This is a genomic window from Streptomyces sp. BR123 (genome assembly GCF_013401435.1).
In the GTDB taxonomy this organism is placed as follows: domain Bacteria; phylum Actinomycetota; class Actinomycetes; order Streptomycetales; family Streptomycetaceae; genus Streptomyces.
The window spans coordinates 1-18,491 of record NZ_JACBGN010000035.1 but is presented as its reverse complement, the minus strand read 5'-3'; the positions used below and the strand labels follow the sequence as shown (position 1 = coordinate 18,491).

Annotated in this window: 16 protein-coding genes and 2 pseudogenes; 12 read left to right on the top strand and 6 right to left on the bottom strand. The window is 66.4% G+C overall.

The annotated features are described in order from the left end of the window. Positions 1–158: 158 nt before the first annotated feature. From HYE82_RS08630 to HYE82_RS08620, 3 genes are all read left to right on the top strand, one after another. Positions 159–1,145 (top strand): hypothetical protein, encoded by a 987-nt coding sequence (locus tag HYE82_RS08630; RefSeq protein WP_179173348.1) that lies wholly within the window; start codon positions 159–161, stop codon positions 1,143–1,145. 159 nt (positions 1,146–1,304) lie between these two features. Next, the gene (locus HYE82_RS08625) at positions 1,305–1,619 is read left to right on the top strand and encodes a hypothetical protein (RefSeq protein ID WP_179173347.1); all 315 of its coding nucleotides are present in this window, start codon (positions 1,305–1,307) and stop codon (positions 1,617–1,619) included. Between the two features lie 200 nt (positions 1,620–1,819). Then, positions 1,820–4,582 (top strand): hypothetical protein, encoded by a 2,763-nt coding sequence (locus tag HYE82_RS08620; protein ID WP_179173346.1) that lies wholly within the window; start codon positions 1,820–1,822, stop codon positions 4,580–4,582. A 307-nt stretch (positions 4,583–4,889) separates the two neighbouring features. Here the strand turns inward: HYE82_RS08620 and HYE82_RS08615 are convergent, their stop codons facing one another. Next, complete coding sequence (locus HYE82_RS08615) at positions 4,890–5,393, bottom strand: hypothetical protein (protein ID WP_256987017.1); 504 nt, start codon at positions 5,391–5,393, stop codon at positions 4,890–4,892. 339 nt (positions 5,394–5,732) lie between these two features. On the opposite strand from HYE82_RS08615, the gene HYE82_RS08610 reads away from it, so the two are divergent. From HYE82_RS08610 to HYE82_RS08590, 5 genes and pseudogenes are all read left to right on the top strand, one after another. Continuing rightward, the gene (locus tag HYE82_RS08610; protein ID WP_179173345.1) at positions 5,733–6,944 is read left to right on the top strand and encodes a hypothetical protein; all 1,212 of its coding nucleotides are present in this window, start codon (positions 5,733–5,735) and stop codon (positions 6,942–6,944) included. A gap of 691 nt (positions 6,945–7,635) precedes the next feature. After that, a complete protein-coding gene (locus HYE82_RS08605; RefSeq protein WP_179173344.1) occupies positions 7,636–8,196 on the top strand; it encodes an RNA polymerase sigma factor in 561 nt (186 codons plus the stop codon). Next, on the top strand, positions 8,196–8,933 hold the full coding sequence (locus HYE82_RS37850; RefSeq protein WP_256987016.1) for a hypothetical protein: 738 nt from the start codon (positions 8,196–8,198) through the stop codon (positions 8,931–8,933). Before HYE82_RS08605 ends, HYE82_RS37850 begins: the two co-directional genes overlap by 1 nt. Positions 8,934–9,255: 322 nt before the next feature. Then, the gene (locus HYE82_RS08595; protein WP_179173343.1) at positions 9,256–9,528 is read left to right on the top strand and encodes a hypothetical protein; all 273 of its coding nucleotides are present in this window, start codon (positions 9,256–9,258) and stop codon (positions 9,526–9,528) included. 222 nt (positions 9,529–9,750) lie between these two features. Beyond that, positions 9,751–9,972: pseudogene (locus HYE82_RS08590) on the top strand (transposase); the annotation flags it as partial. 722 nt (positions 9,973–10,694) lie between these two features. On the opposite strand, the gene HYE82_RS08585 reads toward HYE82_RS08590, so the two are convergent. Then, positions 10,695–11,867: a TniQ family protein gene (locus HYE82_RS08585; RefSeq protein ID WP_179173342.1), complete on the bottom strand. Its 1,173-nt coding sequence runs from the start codon at positions 11,865–11,867 to the stop codon at positions 10,695–10,697. A gap of 253 nt (positions 11,868–12,120) precedes the next feature. Here HYE82_RS08585 and HYE82_RS08580 point away from each other — a divergent pair, with 253 nt between their 5' ends. The 4 genes from HYE82_RS08580 (at position 12,121) to HYE82_RS08565 (ending at position 15,020) form a co-directional block, all read left to right on the top strand. Next, the gene (locus tag HYE82_RS08580) at positions 12,121–12,270 is read left to right on the top strand and encodes a hypothetical protein (protein WP_179173341.1); all 150 of its coding nucleotides are present in this window, start codon (positions 12,121–12,123) and stop codon (positions 12,268–12,270) included. A gap of 98 nt (positions 12,271–12,368) precedes the next feature. Beyond that, entirely contained in the window at positions 12,369–12,992 is a 624-nt protein-coding gene (locus HYE82_RS08575) for a hypothetical protein (protein WP_179173340.1), read from the top strand. Positions 12,993–13,083: 91 nt separating this feature from the next. Next, positions 13,084–13,485: a DUF3307 domain-containing protein gene (locus HYE82_RS08570; protein ID WP_179173339.1), complete on the top strand. Its 402-nt coding sequence runs from the start codon at positions 13,084–13,086 to the stop codon at positions 13,483–13,485. A 773-nt stretch (positions 13,486–14,258) separates the two neighbouring features. Then, on the top strand, positions 14,259–15,020 hold the full coding sequence (locus HYE82_RS08565; protein ID WP_179173338.1) for a hypothetical protein: 762 nt from the start codon (positions 14,259–14,261) through the stop codon (positions 15,018–15,020). On the opposite strand, the pseudogene HYE82_RS37845 reads toward HYE82_RS08565, so the two are convergent. From HYE82_RS37845 to HYE82_RS08550, 4 genes and pseudogenes are all read right to left on the bottom strand, one after another. Beyond that, a pseudogene (locus tag HYE82_RS37845) lies at positions 14,975–15,489 on the bottom strand (transposase); the annotation flags it as partial. The gene HYE82_RS08565 and the pseudogene HYE82_RS37845 sit on opposite strands and share 46 nt — an antisense overlap. A gap of 299 nt (positions 15,490–15,788) precedes the next feature. After that, positions 15,789–16,013, bottom strand: coding sequence for a hypothetical protein (locus HYE82_RS08560; protein ID WP_179173337.1), 225 nt, complete (start codon positions 16,011–16,013; stop codon positions 15,789–15,791). 103 nt (positions 16,014–16,116) lie between these two features. Beyond that, a complete protein-coding gene (locus tag HYE82_RS08555; protein WP_179173336.1) occupies positions 16,117–16,539 on the bottom strand; it encodes a hypothetical protein in 423 nt (140 codons plus the stop codon). A 69-nt stretch (positions 16,540–16,608) separates the two neighbouring features. Then, a complete protein-coding gene (locus HYE82_RS08550; RefSeq protein ID WP_179173335.1) occupies positions 16,609–17,211 on the bottom strand; it encodes a hypothetical protein in 603 nt (200 codons plus the stop codon). Between the last annotated feature and the right edge of the window lie 1,280 nt (positions 17,212–18,491).

Genomic DNA, 18,491 nt, shown 5'->3' with positions numbered 1-18,491 from the left:
GCCTGAGGGGACAGCCTGGTCTGGAGCGGCGACTTGGCTTGGCGGGCTCGTGGCCAGGGCTGTTGCAAGTTGCGTGATCTTGTGAGTTTGCAAAAGCCCTGGGCTGGTGGCACTGCGGGTGAAGGTCGACGAGGATGTCAGCAAGGCAGGGGGTACTGATGACGTCCAAGCTCACTCCGCTTGATATCCAGCGACTCGCGTACTCGCGATTCCTCTACGACGAGGGTGTGGTGTATTCGCTTCGGCCGGCGCCGTTGTCCTCGACCGCGGTCCTGTCGTTTCACGACGCGGTCGAGAACTTCCTCGGCTTGGCCGCGCAGTTCCTCGGTGTGGAGGTAAGTCCGAAGGTTCAGTTCATCGAGTACTGGGGGCAGCTCAAGCCGACTGTCCTCCCTGGCAAGGGGGCGATGAACACGCTGAACAGTGTTCGGGTCGCGTTGAAGCACCATGGGGTGTTTCCGTCGGCACAGACCGTGGAGCAGTCCCGGGCGAGCGTGCTGAACTTCTTCACCGCCGCGACGCCGATGGTCTTCGGGATCGAGTTCGACGCGATCAGCATGACCGGCCTGGTCACCCAGGAGGAGACGGCACAGCTTCTGCGGGACGCTCAGACTCACGCCGATGAGGGGGACTGGGTGCACGCGATGGCTGGCCTCCGGCTGGCCTTGGAGGCCCTGCTTGAGCGGTACGCCCGGCCGCGGGAGCTGCGGCATGTTGATTCGCCGTTCGCGTTCGGTCCGCGTATCAACAGTCGTCGGCTGCATGAGCTGGAGAGGGGGACGATGGCGGAACAGGAGATGGGCAAGGCAGTGGAGGTGGCCGTGGCCACCCAACGTGCGATCCAGGTCGTCAGTTTGGGTATCGACTTCCCCAGCTACATCCGCTTCACCTGGCTGACTCCCCGCGTGGACGCCTATGGAGACGGTTCCCGTCGGTACTACCCCACTGCGCAGGAGGAGGCGGTGACTGGCCAGGACTACTCGTGGGCTCTGAACTTCGTCATCGAGTCGGCGCTCCAGGCGTCCCGGGCGGATGAGGTCCTCGAACTCGTCAGCACCCGGGCTACCCACAACTGGAACTCCCAGTTCGACCGGACCTCCCAGGAGCGTTTCGTCATGCGCAGCTGGGAGGGACCGGCGACTTAAGGTTCAGTCGTCCTCTGGTGTCGGCGCAGCGGACTCCAGTGCTTCAGCAGGTGATGAGGACCTGGGATGAGCTCTCACCCACGCCTGGTGGCTGGTTGAGCGCCTCTGCCGGGCGAACGGGATTTGGGCGGCCGCGGGTCTGCGCCGCACACTTCCTGCGTGACAGCACCTTCTCGCGATCGAGGCCTCGGCCGAGGCGTCGCCAAGCTCATTCCCCCGTCCCCGGCCGCGCCGGCGGAGCAGGCGGTAGCTGCCCTCGCCGCGCTTTCCTCTGTGCCCGTGCAGGTCGGTGTGCTCCAGGCAGCCGTCGTCCTGCTCGACGCCACCGCGTGCCGGTCCGACGACGACCAGCTGCGCTCTGCGGCCGAGTCCACTGTCGCCCACCTCCGGAAGGCCATGGAACCTACGGGATCCAGCCCGGAGCCCCATGCCAGCGGCTGGTTCGCCGGGCCAACGCCGAGGGCTCCCGAGTAGGGTCTCGCGGCTACCTCCAGGTGTGCCGCGATGTCCGTAGCAACCTCGTCAGCTGGGGAACAGTCCGGATGGTGTGTTTTTCGTCAGGTATCGGTTGTGGATCGGTGGTTTCTGGCCGGTCGGCATGGGCTGGCTGGCTGGGCCATTAGCATCCGCTTCCTGTGACTTCGGGGGAGGGCCGAGCGATGCGGACGTTGGAGATGCAGCTGGAGATCTGGTTTACGAAGGCTGAGCACTTCTTCTCTGCGCCGGACTCGGAAGCTATCTACTTCCGGTGTGCTGGTTCGGCTCTGGGTGATCCGGACTCTGCGCGGCTGCTTGGGAAGCGTGAGGGAGTCAATCGCTCTGCCGTGTTGGCGCGCATGTGCGACGAGCCGTATCGCGGGCAGGTGATCCGTCAGTGTGCTGATGCGCTCGGTACGCGCGGCCGGTTCGTGAGGGCTTGTGTCCGATTAGACGAGGCTGCGGCTGCTCATGAGCGTGCGGTGGACGAAGCGGACTGGGACTGGCGGCCGGTCTGTCTGATGCTGGTGGGCGGCCTTCTTGCCCTGATCTTGTTCGGTGGTCCCCTGATTCCGCCGGTGGTGCTCCTGCTGACGGCGGGGGTTCTCATCTGGCTGCACTCTCGGGGTAGCACGGTGTTGTTGAACCTGCTGCGGTGCATGCGGGCGGGGGCTTCGAAGTTCCGCTGGGTGGTGCACCGCGTCAATGCTGGGGCGTGCGCCGTGGAGTGGGCCGAGACTCTGCAGAGGGAGGGGACGGGGCCTTCGGCTGGTGCACTGATCCGGGAGATGCTGGGAGACGATCCTGATTCCCTGCTCATCCGTGGTGGTCATGAGGAGGGCCTGCGTACGCCGCGGGCTGCCCGCTACGTGGTGGAGAATGCTGCGCTGCTGCAGCTGAAGCGCAAGATACAGCAGATCGAGGGCGGGACCATCGCCGTCTGCGGTCCTCGGGGCTCGGGGAAGACCACCCTCTTGGAGACAGCCGTCAGGGGGGCGGATTTCGGGGTGATGGCTCAGGCGCCGGCCTCGTACACCCCGCATGACTTCCTGGTGTCGCTGTCGGTGCGCCTGTGCCAGACCTACATCCGGGACAGTGGCAAGCCGGTGCCCGAGTTCACGCGGCTGTCGCCGCTTGACCGCCTTGGGCGGCGGGTCAGGGCCGGTGCAAAGCGTGTCGGGCGGTGGGGTCTGTTCGCGGTGCCGACCGCGGCGCTAGTGGTGCTGGGTTCGGCGGCGTCGGTGCGTTCGGTGTACACCGAGAATTTTGCTGCGGGGGCTCATCTTGTGGGCGTTGTGTCCAGCCGTGTGAGCCGCGGTGGGGTGCAGCTGTGGCAGGGACATTCAGTTGTCGGCAGTGTGCTGGTTGCTGTGGTGGGACTCTTGTGGTGGCGAGCACGGCGCAGGGCTGGGGTCGTCCGCGTGCTGCTCCAGGTCCCACTGGTGTTCGCCGGCGTGATGGGCTTCCTGCTGTTCGCCGTGCTCGTCCGTGACCTGGTCACCGACGAACAGATCCTCTTCCTGCTCCAGCGGGTCGATATCCGAACCGTGCTCATTCTGGGGGTTCTGCTCCTGGTGTGGGAGGGCTGTCGCATGGCTCAGGAGTCAGAGGCTGAGTTCTCGCTCGGCTTCTGGGACATCTCGGCCAGGGCTGTCTTCCGCCCTGCCACGTATCTGTTCGGCGGCTTACTCGTAGTTCTTCTCCTGCGCAACGACCAGATCCGGGCTCTGCTCGCCGACTCCGAGAACCCTCTGCGGCTCGCTGGTTTCGTGGTTGCGGCTCTGCTGTTCAAGGTCGCGTTGTGGAAGCCCCGCCCCGCCGAGTCCCCTCTGGTTGTGCGCTGCCAGGACTACCTCTACCGGCTGCAGACCGTCCAGTCGTCATCGAACGCGCTGAGCACTGGCGTCGCCCAGGTCCTGAGTCTGGGCAACGCCCACACTTCTTCTCTCTCCACGGTGCCGGTGAGCTTTCCTGAGCTCGTCGATGACTTCCGGTGTCTATTAGGGCTCATCGCCACGGAGAAGGCCCGGGTGGGGGAGGTCGTGGTGATCGCCATCGACGAGGTTGACCGGCTGGGTTCTGATACCCAGGCACTGGCGTTCCTCAGCGAGATCAAGGCCATCCTGGGCGTGCCAGACGTCTACTACCTGATCTCGGTGGCTGAGGACGTCGGGGCCGCTTTCGTCCGCCGGGGGCTGCCGCACCGGGACGTAACCGACAGTTCCCTCGACGACATCCTTCATGTCCAGCCCAGCACTCTCGAAGAGTCCCGGGAGATTCTCTCCAGCCGCTCGGAGACTCTGACGGGCCCGTACGCGGCGCTGGCCCACGCCCTGTCGGGGGGCGGCCTGCGGGATCTTCTGCGCTATGGCCTGCAGATCCTGGAGATGCAGGAGAAGTCCCAGTCCAACGAACTAACCGAAATTTCACTGCACCTCATCCTGGAAGAGCTGTCCGAGACGCTGGCCGGCTTCCGGACTCTGCTGAGCAAGCACCAGTTCTCACGCAGTACGAGCACCATCCTCAGTTCGTTCGGTGCGCTGGTGCGAGACCTGCAGCTTCCGTGCCCGTGTGCCGTAATCGACCTGCGGCCCAGCCTGGAGCGGTTCGCCTTCTACGGGACCGCCGACCACCCGGACACCGCGACCAACCCCGACCTGGTCGACACCACGCGCCAGCTCATCGAGGAAGCCTCCGCCTACGCCTACTTCTCGCTGACCCTGCTCGACATCTTCGGCAGCAGCGGGCTGGACCGACGCACGAGCATGGCTGCGGCGTTCGGCCGCGAAGGCGACCTTCAGCGTCTGGCTGACGCCCGGCAGGAACTGGGGATCTCTCCGTACAGCGCACGCACACTGCTGGACGGCATCCGTGTGGCCTGGACCCTCCCCCTGCAACCGAGGACCAACGGGAACATCCCTCTGCAACGAGCTAGTGACTGCTCCATTCACACCGCCTGACGGCGTCCGCACGAGAACCGACGGGCTGCTGACTGGTCCGTGCCACCACCGCGCACCGCGACAGGTTCACGATGTCCGACCAGGCCGAGTGATCGAGGGGCGGGTGCAGCTTGAGCCGGGTCGGCCCCACTGGCGGGGCGTGGGGGGCATGTGATTGGCGCGGCCGCCGCTCTAGAGCGGCTGCTCCCAGCGAAGGCCGGCTGACCGCTGCGGGCACCTACTCGACGGCCCTTCGCCCCCCGGGCGAAGGGCCATCACCACGCTGATGAGATCCGCGCGCGTCCTCACCCAGCCTTGCCCGGTGGGCCTAACGCCACATATCCGCACCGTCGCGCCCACTCGGGTCCATCGCCAACAGGTCTTCGTGGAGACCTGAGAGGGGACGGCCAGTGGGACGTCCGTCCTCGCCAGACTCTATGACCGCCCAGCCGACATCGACCCCCGACACGTTCACGTCCCCGCCGCAGTCGAGCTCGTCCACCGCGGCAAACACCGATTCATAGGCGATCGCCCGAGCCAGCAGCACCAAGTCGTCCCGGTCTGCTCCCGCGTCCAACAGGCGCCGAGCTGCCGCCACCTGTTCCAGAGCTCCCGGGTTGGCCCAGCCATCGATCGCTCCCCGCCACAAGGAGCGGAGCAGCACGAACCGCGCCAACTGCGGCTGGTTCTCATCGATCTCAGACCGCACCCAATCCGGTGCGTCAGCCGCACCAAGGGCTTCGAACTGCGTCCGAAGTGACTCCGCCACGGCTCGCTTCGACGATGTCAGTCCGGACAACCACGACTGCCACATCGCCTCGACATCATTCATCGCACCAGGATGCCCCACCTGACGCCAGCACCGTCAAGATCAACAATTTACGCAGATCCCGATCCTCATCAACGTCGGGTGACGTCATTTCTGGGTGAACATCCGCAGGGCCCAAGATCGCTAACTGCTGCCCAAACCGCTGTCCTTCGTCATCCAATCGAGGCGTTTGACAACGAACCCAGTCCTTGATGTCTCCTTTCGCAGGATCGTCACCCCAGCGGGGAAGTTACGTCGCCGATCCGGAGTGAGCACCGGCGACCACTGTCAGCGCGCCATGCAACCCTCGACCTCGTTGAGGCGCTCGCTTACCCGACGCGCCCGTTGGGATGGGGGGACGAAATGAGTGACGAAACACGGGCCGCCTCACCTTCGCCGGAGGATGCGCTGCGCTCTGCCCGGCTGCTTGCCCGTGCTGAGGCGGCCGTCGTGGCGCTCTTCACCGCGCGGGTCTACGAACTGGGCTGGACGGCACGGACCAAACCGAAGGGCATCTTGGACCACGTCACGCTGTCCTGCGACGCGGGACATACGACTCAGGTAACCCCCGTGACCGCATTGCACCCAACGCTAGGCAGCACGATCGTCCAAGCGCCCGAGGGGAGCGTGTTCCTCCTGGATGCAGGGATGAAGCACATGGCAGTGCCAGGAACGACAGATCGGGCTGCCTTCCCCATGGCGCTGGAGGAGTGCGAGCCCTGCGCGCGGAAGCGATGGGAAGAAGCCGCCCATGAGTCGTTCGCTGCCTACGCGATCGCGACCGATCTCCGCGTCGTGGCCGACGCCGCATCGCGCAGCGGGTTGCCAGCAAAGAAAGTCCGCTGTTTGCACGGGCATGAGTTCACCATCACTGCCATAGATCCACGTATCCCTAAGCCCTCGCCAGGCTTCGGCCGCAACCACGGACACGAACGCACCTGGCGCGACTTCACGATGTCGTTTGATCCGACTCCCACTGAGCGCATACCGGAGGGTACCTACGGGTTCACAGCAGGTCCTGGCAGCGCAGACAACCCCTGCGCTACCTGCCGTCGCATCTCGCAGACACCCAAACTCGTTGAATTCCGGCGCCGCGCCCGCGAGCAGAACGTAATGATCCTGGACGTCATGGCGGACCGAATCCTCCAGACGGTGCGCCTGTGCTGCGTTGCCGGTCACCTGACCTCGGTGAGCATCAACACCGGGTTGAAGCGCGAGTTGTTGTGCGCCCGATGCAGCGGAGCAGGCGTTCGCCCCGAACCAACCGTGTACTACGTGGTGACCGATGGGTCCATGGTGAAGCCCGGCATCTCCTCGGGTGACGGGCGAGGACGACTTGATACCCACCGCATCGAGCACGGTCTGGGGCAAGTCCGCAGGCTCATTATCGACCTCCCCGCTGGAGCAGCCCGCGATGTAGAGCGGCATGTCCTGGACCGCTTGGCCAGGCAGGGTATCCGTCCGCTGATGGGCTTCGAGTATTTCGATGCCGCGCACACTGACCGAGTGCTGGAATTGGCCGACGGGTGGTTCGCGGCGAACCTGCCGAACGTCCCGTGGACGGTCACCCACTAGGCGCGGCCTCCGGCTCGGGGTCCCTACCGCCTTGACAACGAAGTGAGTCGTCGCTGGTCAGCGGCATCCGACCGACTAGCTTCGCTGTCAAGGGACAACCGCTGCTACTTCACGTGAACGAAGCCGGGCGGGTGGGACCCGGTCCTGATGCCCTGCAGCCCCGGGGCGGAGAAGCACAGTGACGACTTCAGGCGCGGTGAGGGGTCTGGCTGGGCAGGTAAGTGCGCCCTGTGTGCGCCGGGTATGCGCCCTGGCACTCAAACGGGCGCATTCTGTGATCCCAGTCACGTGAACGCCGGTTAACGCTGGTCGATGCGCGTGGAAAAACCGGACGCGAAGGTTCCGCCAAGAACGGGTGTCCGCCGGTTAACCCGAGCGCCCGTTCATGTCGGTGAGTACATGCGAGAGCACACAGCGTTCTCCTCCGGGCTGCTCAGCCCGGAGTCTCACGGAACACGTAAGGAGGGTCAGTGGGGCACGAGATGTCCCGGTACACGCCGAAGCCCGGCGCCTACCGGATGACCGCCGCGGGCCAGGACGCTGGGACGCGCCCGATAGCCCGCACCGCCTCGCAGGCCAAGGCAGAACACACCGCCGCACCGCACACCGGCATGCGGCACACAACCTCCCAGCCACACCTGGGATTCCACACTCCGGCCACAGAGCCGCCGAATGATCAGGAGGGGGAGCGGTGAACGATTCGTCGTGGGAGTACGAGCTGACCAAGCCCGACCCGGCTAACTTTCCCGCCGCCTTCGAAGGCTTCTTCGCCCAGCACAGGAACGGCTTCCTGCGCCTGGCCGGCTCGCGGCTGCGCAACCGCCAGGACGCGGAGGACGCCGTCATGGAGGCGGCCTACAAGATTTTCCGGAAGTGGGAGCGGATCATGGCCCACCAGAACCCGAGGGCGATGGCATACCTGATCCTGCACAACCACCTCATCGACTTCTACCGCCGCCGGGCCCGCATGGCCGGGCGCGACGAGGCTGCCCGCCAGCACGCCCCGGTCGCCTCCGACTTCGCCGACCTCGGCGCGTTCGCGAAGCTCGACGAAGCCCTGGAGACACTGGAGAAGACCGCGCCGATGCAGGCCCACAGCGTGCGCCTGCGCCATCTCGCCGACCTCTCCTACGAAGACGTCGCACTGTGCCTGGACATCACGCCGGGCGCGGCAAAGACGAACGTGTCCCTCGGCTTGGCGAAGCTGAAGGACCTCATGAACATCCCTGACGCGGGGAAAGGGGATTCCTGATGTTGGAAGAGATGCTCAAGGCCCAGGCCCAGGCTCTCCACGACGAATATGACGACCACGACACCACCGGCTTCCTGCGCCGCCTGGCCGACCACATCAACGAGGAGGCGCAGCGCCCGCCCCGCGTGCAGTTCGCGAACCTGGCCTACGACACCGCGGGCGAGCCGGCAGCCGCTCTTCCACCGAGGGCGCAGGCGACGGCTCCCGCGCAGGGGCCGGAGGCACGGACTAGGACGCAGAGCTCGGTCCGACCCCGCCCTCGCAGGCCACTGCGGCGGCGGCTGACGCCGATCGCCTCGCCCGACCCCGGCGTCAGCCCGGCTGCGGTGGTCGACTACGTCCGCAGGCTTTGCGAAGTGGTCCTCGCGTCCAAGGACGTCGAGCGCCTGAGTAGCTTCGGCCAAGATTACGACGAGGCTGGTGCCCGTACGTACGCGTGCCTGCTGTACACCCTCGGCCAGCACAGCGGTGCCCTCTACTGGTGGCGGTTCGCGGCCGGCGCGGGCGACGCGCTCGCTGCCCATCTCCTCGCCTCCCACCATGCCGCCGTCGGCTTGGCCCCTGAAGCCCGCGTCTGGCGGGCCTTCGCCCAGATGCTCGGCTTCAGCAACCACCACGTGCCCAAGCCCGTGCACAGCGAGACCGTGCTCGCCGAGCACTTCGCGGTCCGCATGCCCTGGGACCAAGAGCGGCAGTCCTTCTTCCGCGGTCTCCCCCGGGACCTCGCCACCCGCTGACCCGTTCCTGCAGGCTGTTGACGGCCCGGGGTGCCCTGGCTCCGCCAAGGAGCCGCGGCATCTCGGGCCTGACCAGGGCACTCCACCAGCAGCCCAATTGAATCGTTCTCCAGCGGCAAACCCGCTGGTCAGAACACTTGAGTTCAAATTCTCCGGTGGCAACGTGGAAGCCACCCCCGCAGTACTTGCGGACCTAAGTGCCGCCTCCCGCACGGTGTGCCCATCGAGCTCCCGCCACTCGGTACGAGGCGGCGTCTGCTCCTGCGCCATGTCACCGCGTGCGTGCAACTACGTATGCCCGAACCCGAAGGACCACCCAGCCATGTCTCAGCCGACCTCTATCTCGCCGGAGGACCCCGCCTCCGCCCTCCAGCAGCCGACGCCTCCGGCTGCGGGTGGCGGCGCGGCAGCTCTTCTGCCCCTTCTAGTCCTGGTCTTCGCCCTCCTCGTACTCATCATCGGCGCCGGGCTTCTCTACGTGACGATCGCGCACCCCTCGCTCGCGATGCCACTGACTGTCTCGGTCGCAGGAGTGACCGTCGTCTTCACTATTGCCGGCGCCATCGCCGCCTTCATCGCGGCATCCAGGCGATAGCTGGCACACGCTCGCCGCCGGGGGCAGATATGCACCCAGCGTTGCAGCAGCCGCGGCTTCGATGCCGGACGACACGAGGTGAGATCACGCGGGGTCTGTACGGTCAACGGTGGATCTTCGAAACACCTGACGACAGACGTGACCGTGTCGGCGGAGGCCGTGGCGGAAGTACAGCCGTCCGCGTTGGCGCCGGACGGCCTGGACGCCCAGCTGATCAGCCAGATGGTGGACCGGGCCAAGGCTGACGGGATCAAGCTGACCGGGCACGGGCAGGGTGGTCTGCTGCAGCAGCTCACGAAGAGGATCCTCGAGTCGGCCCTGGAAGGCGAGATCACCGACCGCCTCGGGCACGAGAAGCACGAGAAGGCCGGCTCGGGGTACACCCGCAACGGCACGCGCTCCAAGACCGTGGTGACCGAGGTCGGCCCGGTCGTACTGGAAGTCCCTCTGCGATCCCACTGTCATAACCCTGCGCATCCCGCTGACATCCACCCTGCGCACGACACGCAGGATGTTCCCGCCTCTCAGCAGAAAACGAGCGAGCCCCAGACCGTAGACCGGTCGGGGGCTCGTTTCTGCGGGAGGGGTGAAGTGTTCCCACTCCTGGTGGTTTTCGAGATCGCTTGGCTACGCTCCGCGTCGCTGGTGGCGATCCTATCGGATGTGTCAAGTGTGCCCGCCTGTTCCCACAGCCGGCTCAGAAACGTGGAGGGGTGCGGGAACACGTCCCGGGGCGTCTTCACCGGGGAATCGCTGGGCAGCTGCTCCGCATCTTGAAGGCGATCCTATCCGACGTGTCAAGTGTTCCCACTGCCCGTTCATTTTCTCCGTCCATGTTCCTGGCTCACCAGCAGCCTCAACGCCCTATTCATCCCTATAGATCCCTGTAACGCGGTCGGGCGTGGCGCTGTCTTTTGTGACACCGCGGTCGGGCGTGTCGCCTGTTTTTCGGTGAGTTTCTGATGCGTTCCCACCCCCCGGGGAACACTTTCCACGTGTATTTGCGCAGGTCAGGGGCTATGTTCCGGGTGTTCCCACTGTTCCTCCTGGGCTGGACCCAAGTACGCGTACATGCGCGAGGGCAGTGGTCGTGTTCTCAGCGTGTCGCGACGAGGCACGCGGAACGCGTGCGCGTTCCGCGTGCCTGTACCGGGCCGTCCGTTACGTCACCGGGAACGTTCGGCACCCGCCTTGCCGGACGCGGGGGAGGGGTTCTGGGGGCAGTCGTCGGCGGGTACCCATCGGCAGCTCGGCTCTCGGCCGCCGCAGTGCGGGCACAGCTCGGTGGTGGAGGTGAGCGGCAGGCCGTACACCCAGCGAAGGCACGAGCGGGTCTGGAAGGGCCCCCGGTCCTCCGGCCGGTGATGGAGAGCGGGGAGCAGCTCCCAGCGCGCCTCAGCGGCCTTCGCAGGCTTGTCTGCCGCGAGTTCGCCGAGCGGCGGGTGCAGCTCGAGCCAGGTGGACAGCGGTTGGGCTTCACGGCCGTCGGCGATGCCGGGAACGCCGAACTCCTCGGCAACGTCGGCGAGCCACTGCCGGGGCTCGATGCCGGGCGTGTGGGCCCGGTGGGTCTCCCACTGGTCCATGAGCGTGGCCAGGCGGACGGCCTCCGGGTAGACGACCGCCGGGGCGGCGCGACGCCGGTGCCGGCCGAAGCCGAGGGCGTCTTCGCGTTCTCGCCAGGTCTCGTGGGCGACCTGGCGGAAGACCCACCACCACAGGGTCACCTGGTGGGCGTCGGCAACCAGGGCGTCACCAGCCGAGCCGACGCGGTGGTTCAGGCTCCGGTGGTCTGCCAGCGCGCGGCCGAGCTCGGGGAGCGGGGTGGTGTCGATGAGATAGCCGCCGTCGTCGCCGCATTCCCAGCGGCGCCCGCAGGCACAGGGCCGCCACCGGTGTCCGGCCCCGGCCAGCCAGGCTCCTTCCTCCAGGCACAGCGGGCAGGCGGGCAGCGGGGGTTCACCGGCTGTCTGCGGCCAGGGCCGGGCGCTGACGGCGGCGCCGGAGGCGGGGTGCAGGCGCCCGGGGTGGAGGCCGGGGAGTGCGTGGCGCAGCTGGTCCTCCTGGCGGCCGGTGAGTTCGGCCAGGCGGGCCAGAGATTCGGAGGTGAGGGCGACTTCGTGGGTGCCGGGCTGTACCCGGGTGGCGCTGGCGGGGAGCCGGCCTTTGTGGAGGGCGCGGAGCAGGCGCGGGAGTTCGACTGCGTTCGCCGAGGCGGTGCGGGCGAGGTAGGAGGCGGTTGTCTCACCGTGGATCACGGGGACCCGGATGGGGAGGTCTGCTGTGGTGAGCGGCTTGTTCTTGCGGGCGGGGGCCGACGGGGCGGTGCGAGGTGTCATGGGACGGGACGTTTCCATACCGGCCCTGTGGACGGGGGTTGTGCAGGCCAGAGCACTTCGACGCGGGGAGGGGGTTGGTCTGGTGCCGGGCAACGTCAGCTGTTCCGGGGCGTGTTCGTGAAAAGAATCTTCGCAAACCCCTTGTGTGCGGAAACCGCACACCCCATGCTTGTACTGCACGGCGGATAGGGAGAAACACCCACAAACCGTCCGGGCATTCATGCGCAAATCCACCCAGCCCAGGGGAGAAAGCATGTCCGAGCAGAACTTCCAGGACCGCATGGCCGAGGCGTCGGAGGCCGTGTACCAGCAGATCCTGACCAACTCGGTGCAGGACGTCGAGGCGGCGCTGATGCAGGCGCACCACAACGCCTCGCAGCCGCAGGACACGCAGGGGCGCTGACCAGATGCCGCCCTCGCCGCCCGTCCAAGACGCGGGCGGCGAGGGCGGCTGTCTAAGCGCGCGAAGAACGCACAGCCGATCCGAGAGGGAACATGCCCATGAGTATCGACATCACCAAGACCACCGGCGCCACGGCCACCATCAGCTGGAACCCGCAGACCGACGACGCCCGCGGCTACCTCGCCCAGGCCATCGAGTCCGGGCGCCTGGAGAACGCGCTGAGCGCGCTGGGGACCCCAGCCGTCGAGGACCTGCCCACCGCGCAGCTGCGGCAGATCACGCAGTCCACCGCCTCCATCCAGCGGGACCTCGAACGCCGCACCCGGGCCATGGTCGTCCAGCTCAAGGACCGCGACGGCCTGTCCTGGGCCGAGATCGCCGGCATCCTCTACGACGACCCGAGCAAGCGCTCCTCCGCCCGCGCCGCCTACGAGGCTGGCCTGCGCCAGGCCGGCGGCTTCCCCGCCGCCGCCGACCTCGTTCTGCTCCCGGGCGGCTTCACCGCTGGCCAGCGCGTGCGCGTCACCTCGGTCCCGGACCGCCTCAGCCCCGACTACATCGGCTGCGAGGGCGTCATCCAGGAGTTCAACCGCGTGGAGAACTCGTTCATCATCACCGGCCTCACCGGCCGACCCCAGACGGAACAGGTTCTCGGTATCCCCGGCTTCGGCGCCGAGCACATCGAGGCCATCGACGACAGCCAGGACCCCAGCACCCTCTGAGCCCTGCATCCCCACCCGCACGGGGGCGGCCGTCCACTGCCAGGCGCACGGCCGCCCCGCCCTCACCCGATCGCAGACCAGGGAGACCACCATGTTCGCAGCAACCTTCGTGCTCCTCCTCCTCGGCCACTGGCTCGCCGACTACCCCTTCCAGACCGACCACCAGGCCCAGCACAAGGCCGCCTGCGGACGCACAGGCTGGACCGCGAACCTCACCCACGCCGCCACCCATGTGGTGCTGTGTGGCGCTGCGCTCGGCGTCGGCGCCCTGGTCCTGGACGAAGTGACGCTCTCCGCCTGGCCGGCCGCCGTCGCCCTGCTCTGGATCGGGACAACCCATGGGCTCATCGACAGGCGCTGGCCCGTGGCCCACTGGATGCGCCTCGCCCGCCAGGAGGGTTGGGCCCAGCACGGGGGCGCGGCCCACGTGGACCAGACGGCACACGCCCTGGCCCTCGGGATGGCCGCGCTCTTCCTCGCCGCCACCGTCTGACTACCACCGCGCCCCGCCACAGCCGACTGCAGCTTCCTCAAGAAGGACCACCATGGAGCACTCGAAGGACATCGCCCGGACCACCGCCATCGAGACCCCGGCCGTACGCGACACCTCCGATGCCCAACCGGCCAAGTAAGCCCTCCCAGAACGACACTATGGGACACCTCCGATCGCCGTGGAGGCACCGCAGATTGACCGCCGCACCAGCCCTGTGCGGCGGTCAACGCGTTTGCCGACCCCGGGAGCCGTGGGCGGGATGGCCGTGGCTTCATCGATTGGCGATGAAGCAGCGCAGCATCCCCGGACCGGCGCCCACGCCGCCCTGCTGACCGTGGACGAGCCGGAGCCAATCAACCCGCCGCGTCGGCTCGGTCGTCCGAATTGGACCCTTCTGCGCGCTTATGAGGCATGGCATTCTTGGATGAAACCGGGAGGCCTATATGTGGCCATTTCGGAAGCGCAGCAGCCCCCGCGATCCGTTGTGTGATCTTGATGCAAGCGGCTACTGCCAGAACCCTCACCACCATCACGACGGGCCTCTCCCGACGGTTACCAACCCTGGGCGTCTGCAGGAAGGACGATGCTCGCTCCGCAACGGCCATCCGTATGCCCAGCTCGCGGCCGGCGTCGGGGACTACCGCCTACCGCTACATCGCCGAGGCGGTCGAGGTTCCTTCGGCCCTCGATGAAGGCGTTCATGCTGACAACTCCTAGCGGCACCAAAAACAGGCCATGGCTCATATTTGCAGCCGCCACAGGTGTCACACGGCATGACCTGCGCATCAATTAAACGTTTAGCAGATTTTCGTTCACTGATCCCGTTCGGTCACACTGGATCAGCGAGCGGAGAATCTGTGAAAACCAACTTGCGTCACCGCACCAAGTTAATAACCCTCGGTTTCATCGCCCTTCTGAGCACCGTCTCGGCTGGGCCGGCAGCAGCCCAGCCTCTCCCCGGGCCCTCGGTAGCTCCCATCGCAGACAGCCGCCCTGCCATCGCCAGCCTGTCCCTGAAGGAGCGAAAGGGACTGCAGGCTGAGATCAATCAGGTGCTCGCCGAGACCAAGGGCGGCAAGCAGATCAGCGCCAACGAGGTCTCATGGCAGAACGGCGCAGTCGTCCTCGTGCTTCCTCTGCCCGGCCAGGACACGGCACCCGCGTACAGCAAGGCCACCGCAGGCTCCAATGAAGCTCAGGGCGCCGCCGTTGAAGCTCAGGACGCCGCCGTCGACTGGAAAGGCTGCCCCGCCGGGCGGGCCGACAACCGCTGGTACTGCTTCTATGAGCATCCGTACTGGGGCGGGCGTCGACTTCAGTGGAATCACTCGCACTGCGCCGAGAACATCAGCCTCCACGATTACAATTTCGCCTACATGACAAGTTCGTGGGTGAACACAACGTATAACGTTCGAGTCGAGACGTACACCGACATGGGTAATCCCATGTGGACAGAGGAGCCGCAGTACATGTCGGCGGATGTCCCTGGTCACTTCAACGACGAAGCCACCCACTTCAGCGCTTGCCGGACGTAGTATTCGTCCGGGTCTCGCAGCAGACTCGGACGAACGAGATCGGCAGCCTCCGTTGCCTCCGAGAGACTGGCGGCGAACGGTAGGCGCTTGAAGCACCGTTCCACGACGTTGCAGCGCTTGTACGTCTCACGGTCGAAAGCCGGCGGGGCCGCCAAGACGGCCCCGCCGGGCTCGGTTGCAGACCTGGTCGGCCCGTTCGGAGATCGTGTGCCTGATGCCGCGGCGTCGCAGCCAGGACCGGATCGCCTTGGAGCTGTATAACCCTTGTCGCCGATGACGTGGGCGGCCTAGTCCGGAGCCGGCCGAGCCCGGTTCTTGGCACGCGAATCGCACCCATCACGACGCTGAACTGCGTGCAGTCGTTGGTGTTCCCGCCGGTCAGGACGAAGGCCAGCGGGCGGCCCAGGACGTCGCAGGCCAGGTGGATTTTGGTGGTCAGGTCGCCTCGGGACCGGCCGAGGGCCGGGCTGCGGAGCCCCGTTACCTTCGACAGGGTCCTAGGCACCGTCGGCCTGGCCGACCAGAACGTCACCGTCTCCGACCACGTACGTCACGCAGGCGCCGGGCATCTCGCGGCTGGGCACCGGGCCCACAACGGACAGCGGCTGCAGTACCCCCCGCCGCCAGGAGCTCCACCAGACGGTCACCGGCGCCCGCTGGTCACCTCAGCGGAGCCCACAGAGCCGTACAGCGGCTGCTGTCCGGCCTCACGGCGGACACTGGAGCTCACTCCGGGACGGCCCTCGTCGGTGCCGTTCGCCATGCGGGTCAGGCACAGCCAGAGTCGGTCCGCAGTGCCCGGCGGCCACGGCGTTCGCAGTTCGCCGGTACCGGGTTGAGTTCGCCGCGCCACTGGGCGTACCGGGAGACCACGTCGTCCGGCCAGCGCCGCGCCCGGCTCCACCCGGTCGACAGGCCCGGGGCCAGGGTGCCCAGGTCCACCGGGTGTCCCAGGTCGTCCAGACGCTCCCGGACCGTGCGCAGCGGCCCCACACGACCCTCCCTCCGGCGAACGCCCGGGTCAGCTTTGCCGTGCCGGCCTCCGGCGTCACCGCTTCGTCGGGGGCTCCCTGGGTTCGAGGGTCGGCCAGCCGGATCAGCACGTCCAGGATCCGGCGGCCCCATTCGTCCGCGCGTGAACGCGGGCGGCCAGCGGCGGTCGCTTGCGGGCCGAGGGCGTCGGCTCGGCTTCCAAAAGGTCCACCCAGACGATCGCCAGCGCCCCGGACTCGAGCAGGTTCCGGGTCCAGGCCGCGTTCTCGGCCCTTCGCTCGCGCAGCTCGATCTGGCAGTCGACCACCGTGGCGATCCGCCAGCACATCGGGCACAGGTACCTTCCCTGGCGCTCCTGGAGCGGCAGCTGGCAGTTCGCCCCGCAGTCCGTGCACACCCGCACGGTCGCCGTATGGCGTGCTTCGGCAGACGCCAGCTGCCCGCCGCTCGCCCGGGTCGGCTTCGACTCCGCGACGTCGTACAGCGCGATCTCCGTCTCCCGCTCGCGGAAGTCCCGGCCCGCCACATAGCCACGGACCGGGCCGCCCGGCTCCCGGGGAAGGTCCGCCCTGGCATGGCGCTGAACAGGCTCTTTTTAGTTTGCAACCCTAGGCCGCAGAGCCTCGGCGGCCCTGATTCCACGCACGAGCCCACCTCGGTAGACGTCACCCACCGTCGTAACCTGGGCGGCCAGTCGCTCATACTCTTCCAGCGCGATCTCTCGATCTCCCGGCTCACGCCGACGTCGGCCCGGGACGATGTCGGGGTGCTGTTCACGCCACTCCCGCAGCGCGACGATCGACTTGTAGGAGGTGTGCCAGCAGGCCGCATACACCTTCCGCGCCAGCAGCTGGGGCAGCCGAAGCCCCACCTGCTTGGGGAATCCGCCGTCTCTCGATCCCAGCCAACGCCCGGGGTACATCGCCTCGTCGGGCACCGCAGGCCAGCGTCTGTTCCACCAGCCTCGATCCCTCAGCTCCAACTCGATGCCGTGTATGGCGAGCACGTCGATCGTGTCGAGCAGCTTGCCGGCCTTCCGCAGTCGCTCCTGCTCCCGGCGCCACGCCGCCCGCACCTCCGAAGCCTCCTGTCGGCTCAGGCCCCGCACGCTCCATCGCTCGTCGTCCGCCAGCTCGCTGCGGTACGCCTTCTGCTCCTTCAACACTGCGTCCAGGCGCTCCCGGAGCTCGAAGCTCACCTTGGCGTTCCCTTGATGCTTCCCCAACTTGTCCACAAAAGCAGCCTACAGTTTGCAAACTGAGCAACCTGCAACGTTACAGGGTGCTCCAGACCCCACCTACCGGAATCGGTAGGTGGGTCTGGAGCCTACTCACGTGAGTGGGCTGGCGACACCGAAGGACAGATTCTCAGAATCGAGAATTCTCACCTTCCAATCCGCCGCACCCCTCAGAAGCTCCCGTGAGTACTCATAAACTCCGGTCTCTGGGGAAATCCGCCACAGCCCACTCCGTTACCAGAACGTTACAATTTATTACGCGCGCCCGGAGTTCGCATCATTTTCGCAGCTCACAGCGTTTACCTGGCCTAAAGCTGGTATTTATCTAGCCTCTTCAGGGCTCCTCAAAGCTCCCGGAATTGATCATTCCGCCCTGAAGGCACCACGAGGACAAGAACCAGCATTGTAAGCTTCTCACCAGCAGACATAGGAGAGGGAGCGCGCTCCACCCCAGAGCCGGCAAGCATCCAGGGGTAGCAGCGCGCTCCCTCTCTTAGACTCCGAAACCAGGAACGGAATCACTATGCCGAAGTATAGCCTGCTGTTGCTGAAAAAATCCAAAGCAGATGTAACCGCGATTCACAAAAACCAACTCCTCCGACAGGAGCGGTAGCGGAACAATGAAAAACACGGCAACTGACGAGGATCCCTTCTTTGAACTTCGAGTCGGAAAGTGGCACTCGAAGCTACAGAAATTCCCAGAGGGGCCCGCAAAACTCGGGAAGAAAATCTCTGTAGGAATCGGCATCGGGATCGGAGGATCAGCGGGCCTCCAACTTTTCGCTCTTGTAGCCGAACACCTCGACATGATGCGCTGATAAGTTTCAGCGTGCGCAACCTCACTGAGCTCTTGTTGTTCCCGCCAGGAACGACAAGAGCTCAGTGCGTTTCGGCCCCATCAGCCGTTATCCAGCAGCCCCAAACGCCGGCGCAGGCCTTCAGCGCTTTCCGAGAAACTCAGAAACAGAGCCCGCGGGGGGTGTTCCCACCGGGAACACCCCCCGCACTCGATGTACCGCCGCCACTCCCTCGAGCTCCCTTAGGCAGGCGCGAAGCGCCTGCCTACCGCTCCCAATGCGCTACGCGCATACGGGAGCTGACACAAAGACAGACGCGGGAGAAGGGTAGCGCGGAGCGCTACCCACGCGGTGCGGTGCGCAGCGCGCACCGATACCCCTGTCTCTTATACAGATCTTACGCTGCCGACGACACTCACGTTTTGGAACTCGGTGCTACCCCGA

Excerpts from the sequence above, each read along its gene's own strand:
- HYE82_RS08580 (WP_179173341.1), top strand. The coding sequence starts at position 12,121 with ATGTCCGAGCAGAACTTCCAGGACCGCATGGCCGAGGCGTCGGAGGCC.
- HYE82_RS08620 (WP_179173346.1), top strand. The coding sequence starts at position 1,820 with ATGCAGCTGGAGATCTGGTTTACGAAGGCTGAGCACTTCTTCTCTGCG.
- HYE82_RS08565 (WP_179173338.1), top strand. The coding sequence starts at position 14,259 with ATGACCTGCGCATCAATTAAACGTTTAGCAGATTTTCGTTCACTGATC.
- HYE82_RS08630 (WP_179173348.1), top strand. The coding sequence starts at position 159 with ATGACGTCCAAGCTCACTCCGCTTGATATCCAGCGACTCGCGTACTCG.
- HYE82_RS08610 (WP_179173345.1), top strand. The coding sequence starts at position 5,733 with ATGAGTGACGAAACACGGGCCGCCTCACCTTCGCCGGAGGATGCGCTG.
- HYE82_RS08585 (WP_179173342.1), bottom strand. The coding sequence starts at position 11,867 with ATGACACCTCGCACCGCCCCGTCGGCCCCCGCCCGCAAGAACAAGCCG.
- HYE82_RS08570 (WP_179173339.1), top strand. The coding sequence starts at position 13,084 with ATGTTCGCAGCAACCTTCGTGCTCCTCCTCCTCGGCCACTGGCTCGCC.
- HYE82_RS08615 (WP_256987017.1), bottom strand. The coding sequence starts at position 5,393 with ATGAATGATGTCGAGGCGATGTGGCAGTCGTGGTTGTCCGGACTGACA.
- HYE82_RS37850 (WP_256987016.1), top strand. The coding sequence starts at position 8,196 with ATGTTGGAAGAGATGCTCAAGGCCCAGGCCCAGGCTCTCCACGACGAA.
- HYE82_RS08595 (WP_179173343.1), top strand. The coding sequence starts at position 9,256 with ATGTCTCAGCCGACCTCTATCTCGCCGGAGGACCCCGCCTCCGCCCTC.
- HYE82_RS08575 (WP_179173340.1), top strand. The coding sequence starts at position 12,369 with ATGAGTATCGACATCACCAAGACCACCGGCGCCACGGCCACCATCAGC.